The sequence below is a fragment of the Pseudomonas inefficax genome (assembly GCF_032164165.1).
Lineage (GTDB): Bacteria > Pseudomonadota > Gammaproteobacteria > Pseudomonadales > Pseudomonadaceae > Aquipseudomonas > Aquipseudomonas inefficax.
This window is the reverse complement of record NZ_CP134401.1, coordinates 4,003,572-4,015,862: the sequence shown is the minus strand read 5'-3', so window position 1 is coordinate 4,015,862 and position 12,291 is coordinate 4,003,572. Positions and strand designations below refer to the sequence as shown.

13 protein-coding genes are annotated in these 12,291 nt (G+C 63.3%); 7 read left to right on the top strand and 6 right to left on the bottom strand.

Annotated features, from left to right (window positions below):
* Positions 1–115: 115 nt before the first annotated feature.
* Genes RIN61_RS18150 through RIN61_RS18130 form a run of 5 tightly spaced genes read left to right on the top strand, consistent with a single transcriptional unit; the run spans position 116 to position 4,213 of the window.
* Positions 116–922: an alkaline phosphatase family protein gene (locus RIN61_RS18150; RefSeq protein ID WP_207877088.1), complete on the top strand. Its 807-nt coding sequence runs from the start codon at positions 116–118 to the stop codon at positions 920–922.
* Positions 919–1,770: an ABC transporter permease gene (locus tag RIN61_RS18145; protein WP_252379453.1), complete on the top strand. Its 852-nt coding sequence runs from the start codon at positions 919–921 to the stop codon at positions 1,768–1,770. The genes RIN61_RS18150 and RIN61_RS18145 overlap by 4 nt, the downstream gene beginning before the upstream one ends.
* Complete coding sequence (locus tag RIN61_RS18140) at positions 1,760–2,554, top strand: ABC transporter permease (protein ID WP_013971414.1); 795 nt, start codon at positions 1,760–1,762, stop codon at positions 2,552–2,554. Before RIN61_RS18145 ends, RIN61_RS18140 begins: the two co-directional genes overlap by 11 nt.
* A gap of 1 nt (position 2,555) precedes the next feature.
* Positions 2,556–3,545, top strand: coding sequence for an ABC transporter ATP-binding protein (locus RIN61_RS18135; RefSeq protein WP_215520387.1), 990 nt, complete (start codon positions 2,556–2,558; stop codon positions 3,543–3,545).
* 14 nt (positions 3,546–3,559) lie between these two features.
* Positions 3,560–4,213: an HAD family hydrolase gene (locus RIN61_RS18130; protein ID WP_215520386.1), complete on the top strand. Its 654-nt coding sequence runs from the start codon at positions 3,560–3,562 to the stop codon at positions 4,211–4,213.
* 123 nt (positions 4,214–4,336) lie between these two features.
* Here the strand turns inward: RIN61_RS18130 and RIN61_RS18125 are convergent, their stop codons facing one another.
* The gene (locus RIN61_RS18125; protein WP_112249348.1) at positions 4,337–5,299 is read right to left on the bottom strand and encodes an NAD(P)H-quinone oxidoreductase; all 963 of its coding nucleotides are present in this window, start codon (positions 5,297–5,299) and stop codon (positions 4,337–4,339) included.
* A gap of 144 nt (positions 5,300–5,443) precedes the next feature.
* Here RIN61_RS18125 and RIN61_RS18120 point away from each other — a divergent pair, with 144 nt between their 5' ends.
* Complete coding sequence (locus RIN61_RS18120) at positions 5,444–7,525, top strand: carboxy terminal-processing peptidase (protein WP_181457283.1); 2,082 nt, start codon at positions 5,444–5,446, stop codon at positions 7,523–7,525.
* 118 nt (positions 7,526–7,643) lie between these two features.
* The gene (locus RIN61_RS18115; RefSeq protein ID WP_313853220.1) at positions 7,644–8,612 is read left to right on the top strand and encodes an EAL domain-containing protein; all 969 of its coding nucleotides are present in this window, start codon (positions 7,644–7,646) and stop codon (positions 8,610–8,612) included.
* Positions 8,613–8,671: 59 nt separating this feature from the next.
* Here RIN61_RS18115 and RIN61_RS18110 read toward each other — a convergent pair whose 3' ends face one another.
* The 5 genes from RIN61_RS18110 to pcaQ all read right to left on the bottom strand — a co-directional run bounded on the left by RIN61_RS18110 (position 8,672) and on the right by pcaQ (position 12,253).
* Positions 8,672–9,040, bottom strand: coding sequence for a hypothetical protein (locus RIN61_RS18110; RefSeq protein WP_013971408.1), 369 nt, complete (start codon positions 9,038–9,040; stop codon positions 8,672–8,674).
* The gene (locus RIN61_RS18105) at positions 9,037–9,375 is read right to left on the bottom strand and encodes a helix-turn-helix domain-containing protein (protein ID WP_112249351.1); all 339 of its coding nucleotides are present in this window, start codon (positions 9,373–9,375) and stop codon (positions 9,037–9,039) included. Before RIN61_RS18105 ends, RIN61_RS18110 begins: the two co-directional genes overlap by 4 nt.
* A gap of 112 nt (positions 9,376–9,487) precedes the next feature.
* Positions 9,488–9,928 carry a YkvA family protein gene (locus RIN61_RS18100; protein WP_112249352.1) on the bottom strand — a complete coding sequence of 147 codons (441 nt, stop codon included), beginning with the start codon at positions 9,926–9,928 and terminating at the stop codon, positions 9,488–9,490.
* A gap of 293 nt (positions 9,929–10,221) precedes the next feature.
* The gene (locus tag RIN61_RS18095) at positions 10,222–10,986 is read right to left on the bottom strand and encodes a BamJ family beta-barrel-assembly machinery protein (protein WP_112249353.1); all 765 of its coding nucleotides are present in this window, start codon (positions 10,984–10,986) and stop codon (positions 10,222–10,224) included.
* A gap of 334 nt (positions 10,987–11,320) precedes the next feature.
* Positions 11,321–12,253 carry a pca operon transcription factor PcaQ gene (gene pcaQ / locus RIN61_RS18090; protein WP_313853213.1) on the bottom strand — a complete coding sequence of 311 codons (933 nt, stop codon included), beginning with the start codon at positions 12,251–12,253 and terminating at the stop codon, positions 11,321–11,323.
* Positions 12,254–12,291 lie beyond the last annotated feature (38 nt).

Genomic DNA, 12,291 nt, shown 5'->3' with positions numbered 1-12,291 from the left:
TTTCGCGGGTGAACCCGCTCCCACAGGGACAGCGTGCACCTCAATGCTGGCGCACAACCCTGTGGGAGCGGGTTTACCCGCGAAGAAGCCAACGCGATTCATGACTGGAGCCACCATGCAACACAACGTCATCCTGGTCCTGCTCGACGGCCTCAACTACCAGGTCGCCCACCACGCCATGGGCCACCTGCACGCCTACGTCGAGGCCGACCGTGCCGCGCTGTACCGCGTGGAATGCGAATTGCCGTCGCTGTCGCGGCCGCTGTACGAGTGCATCCTCACCGGCGTGCCTCCGATCGACAGCGGCATCGTGCACAACAACGTCAACCGCCTGTCCAACCAGCGCAGCGTGTTCCACTACGCCCGCGAGGCCAACCTCGGCACTGCGGCGGCGGCCTATCACTGGATGAGCGAGCTGTACAACCGCTCGCCCTTCGACCCGCAGCGTGACCGCCATACCCACGCACCGAAACTGCCGATCCAGCACGGGCTGTTCTACTGGGACGACCGTTACCCCGATTCGCACCTGCTGGCCGACGGCGAGTACCTGCGCCGCCGCCACGCCCCCAACTTCCTGCTGGTGCACCCGATGAGCATCGACGATGTCGGTCACCACCATGGCCTGGACAGCAGCCAGTATCGCAACGCCGCGCGCAGCGCCGACATCCTGCTGGCCGACTACCTGCCAGCCTGGCTCGAAGAGGGCTACCAGGTACTGGTTACCGCCGACCACGGCATGAACAACGACCGCTCGCACAATGGCCTGCTGACCGAGGAACGCGAAGTGCCACTGTTCGTCTTCGGCGATGCCTTCAGCCTCGACCCTGCGGCCAAACCGCTGCAGACCGAGCTGTGCGGAACCATCTGCGAGCTGCTTGGCGCGCCGCATGACAAGAGCGTCTGCCGGGAGCTGCTGAAGTGACCACACCCAAGCGCGGCAGCGCCCGTAGCCGCTACCTGGCCTTGCTGTGCCTGCTACCGTTCGCCGTGTTCTTCGTCATCTTCCAGATTGCCCCGCTGGCCTGGGTGGCGATCAACAGCCTGCAATCGGAAGCGGGCTGGGGCATGGACAACTTCAGCAAGGTATTCGCCTCGAAGTTCTACTTGCAGGCTCTGCAACGCAGCCTGGAGATCAGCTTCTGGTCGAGCCTGTTCGGCATCGTCATCGCCACCCTCGGCGCCTACTCGCTGCGCCAGGTGGACTCGAAGCTGCGCGACTTCGTCAGCGCCTTCGCCAACATGACCAGCAACTTCGCCGGGGTGCCGCTGGCCTTCGCCTTCATCATCCTGCTCGGTTTCAATGGCGCGCTGACCCTGCTGCTGAAGCAGGTCGGCCTGCTGGAAGACTTCAGCATCTATTCCAAGAGCGGGCTGATCCTGGTGTACACCTACTTCCAGATCCCGCTTGGCGTGTTGCTGCTGTACCCCGCGTTCGACGCCCTGCGCGAAGACTGGCGCGAGTCGGCCGCGCTGCTGGGCGCCAGCCACTGGCAATTCTGGCGGCATATCGGCTTGCCGGTGCTGGCTCCGGCACTGTTGGGCACCTTCGTCATCCTGTTGGCCAACGCCCTCGGTGCCTATGCCACCGTGTACGCGCTGACCACCGGCAACTTCAACGTACTGCCGATCCGCATCGCCGGCCTGGTGGCTGGTGACATCAGCCTCGACCCCAACCTGGCCAGCGCCCTGGCGATGGTCCTGGTGGGGCTGATGACGCTGGTCACGGTGGTGCATCAATGGCTGCTGAAAAGGAGCTACCATGCGCGCTGACGCCCGTTCCGGCGGCTGGTACCACCGCGCCGTGGTCTACCTGCTGTTCCTCATCCTGCTGCTGCCGCTGGCCGGCACCCTGCTCTACTCGCTGGCCACCAGCTGGTCGGCCAGCCTGCTGCCCAGCGGCCTCACCTTCAAATGGTACATCGCACTGTGGAGCGAGCCGCGCTTCCTGGCGGCCTTCGGCCAGTCGCTTCTGGTGTGCGTGGGCGCGCTGCTGCTGTCGGTGGTGCTGATCCTGCCGCTGCTGTTCGTGGTGCACTACCACTTCCCGAGGCTCGACGCGCTGATGAACATCCTCATCCTGCTGCCGTTCGCGGTGCCGCCGGTGGTGTCGTCGGTGGGGCTGTTGCAGCTGTATGGCAGCGGGCCCATGGCCATGGTCGGTACACCGTGGATCCTGATCGGCTGCTACTTCACCATCGCCCTGCCGTTCATGTACCGGGCCATTACCAACAACCTGCAGGCGATCAACCTGCGCGACCTGATGGACGCCGCCCAGCTGCTGGGCGCCAGCACCTGGCAGGCAGCGCTGCTGGTGGTACTGCCGAACCTGCGCAAGGGCCTGATGGTGGCGTTGCTGCTGTCGTTCTCGTTCCTGTTCGGCGAGTTCGTGTTCGCCAACCTGCTGGTCGGCACCCGCTACGAGACCCTGCAGGTGTACCTGAACAACATGCGCAACAGCAGCGGCCACTTCAACAGCGCGCTGGTGATCTCTTACTTCGCCTTCGTGCTGGTACTGACCTGGGTCGCCAACCGCCTGAACAAGGACAAGACCTGACATGAGCTTCGTCAGCGTACAGAAACTGCAAAAAAGCTACGCCGGCAGCCCGGTGTTCGAAAACATCGACTGCCGTATCGAACGCGGCGAGTTCGTTACCCTGCTCGGCCCTTCCGGTTGCGGCAAGTCCACGCTGCTGCGCTGCATCGCCGGGCTGACCCCGGTGGACAGCGGGCAGATCCTGCTCGACGGCCATGACATCGTGCCGCTGAGCCCGCAAAAGCGTGGCATCGGCATGGTGTTCCAGAGCTATGCGCTGTTCCCCAACATGACCGTGGAGCAGAACGTGGCCTTTGGCCTGCGCATGCAGAAGGTCAAAGCCGACGAGAGCCAGGCCCGGGTGCGCGAGGCGCTGGAGCTGGTGGAACTGGGCAACTTCGCCGGGCGCTACCCGCACCAGTTGTCCGGCGGCCAGTGCCAGCGCGTGGCCCTGGCCCGCTCGCTGGTCACCCGCCCGCGTTTGCTGCTGCTCGACGAGCCACTGTCGGCACTGGATGCGCGCATCCGCAAGCACCTGCGCGAGCAGATCCGCGCCATTCAGCGCGAGCTGGGGCTGACCACCATCTTCGTCACCCACGACCAGGAAGAGGCGCTGACCATGTCCGACCGCATCTTCCTGATGAACCAGGGGCGCATCGTCCAGAGCGGCGACGCCGAAACCCTCTACACCGCGCCGGTGGACCTGTTTGCCGCCGGCTTCATCGGCAACTACAACCTGCTCGACGCCGACAGTGCCAGCCGACTGCTGCAGCGCCCGGTGGCCAGCCGCCTGGCGATCCGCCCCGAGTCGATCACCCTGGGCATCAACGGCGAACTGGACGCCGAAGTGCGCAGCCACAGCCTGCTGGGCAATGTGATCCGCTACAAGGTGCGGGTGCGCGAGGTGGAACTGGTGGTCGACGTGCTCAACCGCTCACCGTCCGACCTGCATGCGGACGGGCAACGGGTAAGCTTGTCGATCGACCCCACGGCGCTACGGGAAGTGGCCTAAGGAGAATAAGCACCATGGCATTGGCAATTTTCGATCTGGACGAAACCCTCATCCACGGCGACTGCGCGTCGCTGTGGAGCGAGCAGATGGCCCGGCTGGGCTGGGTCGACGGCAAGGAATTCGTGCGCCGCGACCATGAGTTGATGGAGGCCTATGGCAAGGGCCACCTGCAGATGGAGGATTACATGGCCTTCAGCCTGGAGCCGATCGCCGGGCGCACCCTGGAAGAGGTCGAGCACCTGGTGGAGCCGTGGGTCGAAGAGGTGATCGAGCCGATCATCTACGGCGACGCCTGCCGCTGCATCGCCGAACACCGCAAGCGCGGGGATCGCATCCTGATCATTTCGGCGTCAGGTACGCACCTGGTCGGGCCGATTGCGGCGCGGCTGGGCGTGGACGAGTTCCTGGCGATCGAACTGGAGGCGGTGAATGGGGTTTATACCGGCAAGACCCATGGGGTACTGACCTATCGCGAAGGGAAGATCACGCGGTTGCTGGAGTGGCTGGACCAGGAGCAGGAGAACCTGGAGGGGGCAAGTTTCTATTCCGACTCGCGCAACGATTTGCCGTTGTTGCTGAAGGTGGATCATCCGCATGTGGTGAACCCGGATGCGGTGTTGCGCGAGCATGCCGAGATCAACAAGTGGCCGATCCTGAGCTGGGTCTGAGGTAATCGCATTGCCTGCACCGGCCCTTTCGCGGGTAAACCCGCTCCCACAGGGAACACACAGTTTTCAAGCCTGTGGTAATCCCTGTGGGAGCGGGTTCACCCGCGAAGAGGCCTGGCCTGTTTACATCAGGCTAGGGTCGATCACCATCACCAGCTTGCCCGACACCTGGTTGGTCTCAAGCTCGGCATACGCCGCCTGGGCAAACTCCACCGGGTAGGTATCCACCAGCTGCGGCGACAGGCGCCCTTCGGCAAACAGCGGCCACACCTGCTGCTGCAATTCGCGCAACAACTCGGCCTTGAAGCCGTCATCGCGGTTGCGCAGTGTGGAACCGGTAATCTCCAGGCGCTTGCCCAGTACCTGCGCCAGGTCCAGCTCGAACTTGCGCCCGCCCATCAGGCCGATGATCACCCAGCGCCCGTCACGCGCCAGCAACTTGAGGTTGAGCTCACCGTAGCTGGCGCCCACCGGGTCAAGAATCACATCGAACGGGCCGAAACCTTCCAGCGCGTCCAGGTTCTCGTTACGTACCACACCACCGGCGGCGCCCAGCGCCTCGCAGTAGGCCAGGCGGTCCTGCGAACCGACGCTGACCCACACCGGGCTGCCGAACGCCTTGCACAACTGGATGGCAGCCGAGCCAACGCCGCTGGCGCCAGCGTGCACCAGCACCTTCTCGCCAGCTTTCACGCCACCCAGCTGGAAGATGTTCAGCCAGGCAGTGGCATACACTTCCGGCAACGCCGCCGCCTCGTGCAGGCTCAGGCCCTCGGGCACCGGCAGCACGTGACGGGCATCCACCACCACTTCCTCGGCCATGGCACCGCTGGCCAGCAGTGCGCATACCCGATCACCTACCCGCCAGTCAGCACCGGCACCCACTTCTTCGATCACGCCGGAACACTCCAGGCCCATGTATGGGCTGGCGCCTGGCGGTGGTGGGTACAAACCTTTCATCTGCAGCAGATCGGCGCGGTTCAGCCCCGCAGCAGCCACGCGAATGCGCACTTGGCCTGCGTCGCAGGTCGGGCGTTCGGCCTCGACCCAGGCCACATGTCCGTCAACGCCTTGCAATGCCTTCACAGTGCCTCCATAGTTGAATCATATGACCGAGCCTGGGAACGCCAAGTCCCCAGGCTTTTTGCAGTATGCATCCGGTTATTTGCAACCGGTGAACAGAAAAGACGGCCTACTATGCGTGATCAATTGTCTCCACGTCGAATCAGCATGAAGCATTTCCTCCCAAGCACCGCCCTGGCGCTGATGATCGGCCTGGGCAGCCTCACGCTCGGCGGCAATGCGGCGGCCGCCAACAAGTGGGACAGCCTGCAGCCGGACCGCGACGAGATCGTCGCCAGCCTCAACGTGGTGGAATTGCTCAAGCGCCACCACTACAGCAAGCCGCCGCTGGACGACGCCCGCTCGGTCATCATCTATGACAGCTACATCAAGCTGCTGGACCCGGCACGCAGCTACTTCACCGCCGCCGACATCGCCGAATTCGACAAATGGAAAACGCAATTCGACGATTTCCTCAAGAGCGGTAACCTGGACCCTGGCTTCACCATCTACAAACGCTACCTGGACCGCGTCAAGCAACGCCTGGACTTCGCCCTGGCCGAGCTGAACAAGGGCGTGGACAAGATCGACTTCAACGCCAAGGAAACCTTGCTGATCGACCGCAAGGACGCCCCGTGGCTGAAGAACCAGGCCGAGCTCGACGACCTGTGGCGCAAACGCGTCAAGGACGAAGTACTGCGCCAGAAGATCGCCGGCAAGGAACCCAAGCAGATCCAGGAAACCCTGACCAAGCGCTACAAGAACCAGCTGTCGCGCCTGGACCAGACCCGTGCCGAGGACATCTTCCAGGCCTACATCAACACCTTCGCCCAGTCCTACGACCCACACACCAACTACCTGTCGCCGGACAACGCGGAAAACTTCGACATCAACATGAGCCTGTCGCTCGAAGGCATCGGCGCAGTGCTGCAAAGCGACAACGACCAGGTCAAGATCGTGCGCCTGGTGCCGGCAGGCCCGGCGGCCAAGACCAAGCAGGTGGCACCGGCCGACAAGATCATCGGTGTGGCCCAGGGCAACAAGGAAATGGTCGACGTGGTCGGCTGGCGCCTGGACGAAGTGGTCAAGCTGATCCGCGGCCCGAAAGGCTCGGTGGTGCGCCTGGAGATCATCCCGGCCAGCAACGCGCCCAGCGACCAGACCAGCAAGATCGTGTCGATCACCCGCGAGGCGGTGAAGCTCGAAGAGCAGGCTGCGAAGAAGTCGGTGCTCAAGCTCAAGCAGGACGGGCGTGACTACAAGCTGGGCATCATCGAGATCCCGGCCTTCTACCTCGATTTCAAGGCCTACCGCGCCGGTGACCCGGAGTACAAGAGCACCACGCGTGACGTGAAGAAGCTGCTCACCGAGTTGCAGAAAGAAAAAGTCGACGGCGTGGTCATCGACCTGCGCAACAACGGCGGCGGCTCGCTGCAGGAAGCCACCGAGCTGACCAGCCTGTTCATCGAGAAAGGCCCGACCGTGCTGGTGCGCAACAGCGACGGCCGTGTCGATGTGCTGGAAGACGAAAACCCCGGTGCCTTCTACAAGGGCCCGCTGGCGCTGCTGGTCAACCGCCTGTCGGCCTCGGCGTCGGAGATCTTCGCCGGTGCCATGCAGGACTACCACCGTGCGCTGATCATCGGTGGCCAGACCTTCGGCAAGGGCACCGTGCAGACCATCCAGCCACTCAACCATGGCGAGCTGAAGCTTACCCTGGCCAAGTTCTATCGGGTTTCCGGGCAGAGCACCCAGCATCAGGGCGTGCTGCCGGACATCGACTACCCGTCGATCATCGACACCAAGGAAATCGGCGAGAGCGCCCTGCCCGAGGCCATGCCATGGGACACCATTCGCCCGGTGGTCAAGCCGGCGGCCGACCCGTTCAAGCCGTTCCTGGCCCAGCTCAAGGCGCAGCATGAAGCGCGCAGCGACAAGGACGCGGAGTTCACCTACATCCGTGATCGCCTGGCCCTGACCCAGAAGCTGATGAACGAGAAGACCGTCAGCCTCAACGAGCAGGACCGCCGTGCACGCCACGACGAAATCGAGGCCAAGCAGCTGGCACTGGAGAACATCCGCCGCAAGGCCAAGGGTGAAGAGCCGCTGAAGGAGCTGAAGAAAGAGGACGAGGACGCGCTGCCGACCGAAGATGAAAACACCAAGCCCGAAGACGATGCCTACCTGTCGGAAACCGGTCGCATTCTGATCGATTACCTGAGTGCGAGCACCAAGGTAGCCAAGAAGTAAGGCACTGCGGCAATGATGGCAAATTAGCTTCACCTGTCATCAAACAGTCATGGCGCTGTCGTGAAATAGAGGGGCCGGGCGTGGAAACGCCCGGCCCTTTCATTTTCAGGAAAACGTCATGACCGTCGCCGAACAGCTCAGTGCCTTGAGTGCCATCCTGGCTCAACGCAACATTCACAGTCTGTTCCAGCCGATCATGTGCCTGAGCGAGCAACGGGTCTTCGGCCACGAGGCGTTGAGCCGCGGGCCGTCCAACAGCCCGCTGCACGCCCCACTTAACCTCTTCACCATCGCCCGCCAGGCCGGCCGCCTGACCGAGCTGGAGGCAACTTGCCGGGAAAGCGCCTGCCGACGTTTCAGCGAACAGCAGTTGCAGGGCAAGCTGTTTCTCAACATCTCGCCGGAGTCGCTGCTAGAGCCGCACTATCCCTCCGGTCAGACCCTGAAGCTGCTCGAACAGGTCGGGCTGCCGCCCAGCCGGGTGGTAATCGAGCTGACCGAACACACCCCGACCGACGACTTCCAGCTGCTGTCCAACGCCCTGCACCACTACCGCGACATGGGCTTCTCGATTGCCATCGACGATCTGGGGGCGGGTTATTCGAGCCTGCGCCTGTGGTCGGAGCTGCGCCCCGAATACGTGAAGATCGACCGCCATTTCATCGACGGCATCCACCGCGACCCGCTCAAGCGCGAGTTCGTCGGTTCGATCTTGCAGATTGCCAGGGCGTCGAAGGCTCAGGTAATTGCCGAAGGCATCGAGCTGGCGGAAGAGCTGGCGGTGCTGGTGGAGATGGGTGTGGACCTGGTGCAGGGCTACCTGCTGGGACGGCCGCAGGAGCTAGGGACGCGCGAAAGCCGGCCGCTACCGGCGCTGATGAATGTTCCGCAGGCAGAACAGCCGACGGTGCGGCTCAATGTCACGATCGGGCAGTTGCTGGAATTGTTTGGCCGGCACCAGCAACTGGATGCACTGGAAGTGGTAGATGCCGATGGCAGGGCTTGCGGGCTGATCCACAGGGATGCTTTGCCTGTGCCGGCCTCTTCGCGGGTAAACCCGCTCCCACAGGTTCACCACAGGGCTTGAGCCTTGCGTTGTACCTGTGGGAGCGGGTTTACCCGCGAAGAGGCCGGCACAGGCAAAAATCAGGCTGTTTCGGGGTAGCTGTACTCGAACACCCGCACTACCTCGGAGGCATGCCACGACGCCGCCTCCATGCCATCCACCGGCCCGGAGAAACGCCCCAGGCGCTCCACGCATTCAAAGAAGCCGGTACGCGGCAAACGGCTGGCACCCTGGCTGATCACCAGCGAGCTGCGCAATGGCTGCTCGGCGCGGGCATCCAGCACCGCCAGGTACTCCAGCGCGGCGGTCAGCGTCTGCATGGCCGGGCTGGGCAACTGCAAGCGCTCGATCAGCGCTCGATACGTCAGCAGGTGACGTTGACGACGGGCCAGGTCAAGCTCGCCCAGCAGGTTATCCCAGTGCTGACGGCTGATCCTGACCTGGCTCATGATGGCTCGCTCCAGCCAGCTACCCCCAGATGCCAAGCCAGGGCTCGGCGGATGGCAGCATCCGGCTGGCGCTCGCCCGATTCGATCATGGCCAGGTAAGCCGGGCTTACGCCGACATTGCGCGCCAGTTGCTCAGGCGCAATGCCCTTGGCCTGGCGAATCTGCGCCACTTCGCTGAAGGCTGGCAAGGGCGCACTGGCTGCATCGCCCTGCGCTGCACTGGCAACCACCTCGGCAGGTGCCTGCCCCGCGGCCTTGAGCAGTGCCTGGTACTGCTCCCAGGGAACGACGGCGTACTCGGGTTGACCGTCCCGGCTGATGACCTGAATACCCATTACAAACCCCTTTAAAAAGGATTACAGCATGTAATCCGTAGGCATAACCCTTATGCCAATTATATTACCAACTCTGGGGTCTGTGCAGTTGCGCTGCGGTTGCGGCCAGTTTTCACTGCGTGTTGCGTTCCAACCGCAGCGCTTCGGGGGTGGCCGGCAGGCGCTCGACCACGCGCAGCCGTTCGGGTGCCTGGCTGTCACGCCAGGCCTTGAAGCGCGCCAGTTCGTCGGCCACGGTCTTCAGCACCCAGCCCAGCACCGCGATGTCGTCCAGAAAGCCCACGCCCAGCAGCCAGTCGGGGATGGCGTCGATGGGGCTGACGAAATACAGCAGCCCGGCAACGATGGTGACCAGCGCCCTGGGGCTGATGGCGCGGTACTCGCCGCGCCACCAGGCCAGGCACAACGACTGCAGCAGCTTCACATCTTCACGCAACTGGCCGATGCGCGGGCCTTTGCGGGCTACCGCAAACAGCAAGGCCGGCAACCGGCCACGGCTGAGGAGGCGCTCGGCCAAGGGCAGGAAACGGGCGAAATTCCAAGGTGCGCTCATGGAGCCTCCAAGAGGAAAAGGTTATCCACATTTATTGTGGATAACCTTGTGAACAGGGCGACGTTTCCGACCCCAGGTGCCTGCCAGGCAAGGGCCCCGGTCAGATCGGGCGTTTTTTACACAGCCGTTTCACACCGTGGTTGCGTACGCCGCAAACAGTTTGCGTCAGAAGCCTTCTGCTTCTTCACGCTGCATTTCCTCGGACAGTATCAGCAGTTGCAGGTTCGTCCAACCACCTGGCACAAACGAAAACGCCCCGTCAGGACGGGGCGTTTTGCGTGGGCCAGCCAGTGTTACTTGGCAGGCGCTTCGGCCGGGGCCTCAGCAGGAGCTTCCGCTTCCGGCTCGGCACCTTGCAGTTGAGCTGGATCCTTGATGGCGATCAGTTCCAGGTCGAACACCAGTACCGAGTTGGCCGGGATCAGCGGGCTCGGGCTCTGCGCGCCGTAGGCCAGTTCAGCCGGGATGAACAGTTTGTACTTCTCGCCGACGTGCATCAGCTGCAGGCCTTCGACCCAACCCGGGATCACGCCGCTGACCGGCAGGTCGATCGGGCTGCCACGCTCGACGGAGCTGTCGAACACCTTGCCATCGATCAGCTTGCCTTCGTAGTGGACGGTGACCACGTCGGTCGCCTTGGGCTGCGGGCCGTCGGCCTTCTTGACCACTTCGTACTGCAGGCCCGAGGTAGTGGTGACCACGCCTGGTTTCTTGGCGTTTTCCTCGAGGAATTTCTTGCCGGCGGAAGCGGCTTCTTCGCTGGCCTTGGCCAGGCGCTCTTCGGCACGCTTCTGCAGCGCGGTGAAGGCCTCTACCAGCTCTTCGTCCTTGATGCGCTGTTCTTTCTTGCCAACGGCGTCTTCGATACCGAGGGCGACTGCTTTGGAATCAAGGTCTTCCATGCCTTCCTGAGCCAGGCTCTTGCCCATGTTCAGGCCGATACCGTAGGAGGCTTTCTGTGCCGGAGTCTTCAGCTCGGGGCTGCTGGTCTGTTGATCACAGCCAGCCAGTACCAGGCCTACCAGGGCAACCGCAGCCGCCAAACGATGCTGTTTCATGCTATTTCCTTGTTCATGCGCCAAAAGGGCAATCAGGGTAAAGCCGCGAGCTTAGCAGGCGGCCATGACCAATGGCTACCGGCATAGGAGCGGGTTTTGGTAAGGAAGTTCAGTAGTTAAACGCTTATTCATCAAAGGATGTGCAGCCAGTGGCCAGTATTGATCGGTTGCGACGCCTTTGCCCGGTTTTGCGGGGGATTTATTTAGCTGAATGCTGAGAAGCCTGCACTGGCCCTATCGCCGGCAAGCCAGCTCCCACAGGGATAGCACCTGCTTCAAGGCCTGTGGTTAACCTGTGGGAGCTGGCTTGCCGGCGATAGGGCCGAACCTGCGTTCAGGGGTAGCTGCCCTCTCGATACTGCCCTGCCACCTCGCGCAGCACTTCGCACACCCACTGCCCCGCCAGGCTCTGCGGCAAGGCGGCATTGCGACAGATGCCGACCGAACCGCCGGGTTCGCGCACGCCCAGGTCGAGCTCGACCAATTCGCCACGGCGCAGGTCGAGCAGCACCGCATCACGCGGCGCCACCCACACGGCATCGCTGCCCAGCAGGTAGCGCCGGCTTAGCGCCAGCGACAAGGTTTCCAGGCGCTGGGCCGGCATCTGGATGCCACCTTGTACGAACAGGCTGTCGGCATGTTGGCGGATGGTGGTGCCTGCAGGTGGCAATACCAACGGGTAACGGCCCACCTGCGCTCGCTCCACCGGCGTACCGGCCAACAACGGGTGGCCGGGCCGCACCACCAGGCTCATCGACTCGCTGTACAGGTGCTCGAACGACAAGCCCTGGATCTGCGGGCTGTCGGTCATGCGCCCGACCACCAGCTCCAGTTCACCCAGGCGCAACTGGCCGAGCAACTGCGCACTGACCCCGGTGACCACGCTGATCACCAGCGCCTCATGCCGCTGGTGCAGGCGGCACAGCACTTCGGGCATGAGCAGGCCTTCGACCGTGGACAGCACTCCGATGCGTACTTGCGACGGCGCCCGCGCCTCGCCACGCAGGCTGCTGACACCATCGCGCAGGGCCTGCACGCTGGGCCCGGCGTAACGCATGAAACGCGTGCCGGCCGGGGTCAGCTCGACGCCCTGGCGGCTGCGCGCAAACAGGCGCGTTTCCAGCAGGTCCTCGAGCTCCTTGAGGGTCTTGGATATGGCTGGCTGGCTGATTGCCAGGATGTCGGCAGCCCTGGCCAGGCTGCCCTGCCGGGCAATCTCCAGGAAGCACAGCAGGTGGCGGTACTTGATGCGGGTGTCGAGGTTCATGGGCTCAAGCTTAACGCATGCAGATAACCTGTACCGGC

Coding starts and splice junctions, on each gene's coding strand:
- RIN61_RS18140 (WP_013971414.1), top strand. CDS start 1,760: ATGCGCGCTGACGCCCGTTCCGGCGGCTGGTACCACCGCGCCGTGGTC.
- RIN61_RS18130 (WP_215520386.1), top strand. CDS start 3,560: ATGGCATTGGCAATTTTCGATCTGGACGAAACCCTCATCCACGGCGAC.
- RIN61_RS18105 (WP_112249351.1), bottom strand. CDS start 9,375: ATGGGTATTCAGGTCATCAGCCGGGACGGTCAACCCGAGTACGCCGTC.
- RIN61_RS18110 (WP_013971408.1), bottom strand. CDS start 9,040: ATGAGCCAGGTCAGGATCAGCCGTCAGCACTGGGATAACCTGCTGGGC.
- RIN61_RS18135 (WP_215520387.1), top strand. CDS start 2,556: ATGAGCTTCGTCAGCGTACAGAAACTGCAAAAAAGCTACGCCGGCAGC.
- RIN61_RS18100 (WP_112249352.1), bottom strand. CDS start 9,928: ATGAGCGCACCTTGGAATTTCGCCCGTTTCCTGCCCTTGGCCGAGCGC.
- RIN61_RS18115 (WP_313853220.1), top strand. CDS start 7,644: ATGACCGTCGCCGAACAGCTCAGTGCCTTGAGTGCCATCCTGGCTCAA.
- RIN61_RS18095 (WP_112249353.1), bottom strand. CDS start 10,986: ATGAAACAGCATCGTTTGGCGGCTGCGGTTGCCCTGGTAGGCCTGGTA.
- pcaQ (WP_313853213.1), bottom strand. CDS start 12,253: ATGAACCTCGACACCCGCATCAAGTACCGCCACCTGCTGTGCTTCCTG.
- RIN61_RS18120 (WP_181457283.1), top strand. CDS start 5,444: ATGAAGCATTTCCTCCCAAGCACCGCCCTGGCGCTGATGATCGGCCTG.
- RIN61_RS18150 (WP_207877088.1), top strand. CDS start 116: ATGCAACACAACGTCATCCTGGTCCTGCTCGACGGCCTCAACTACCAG.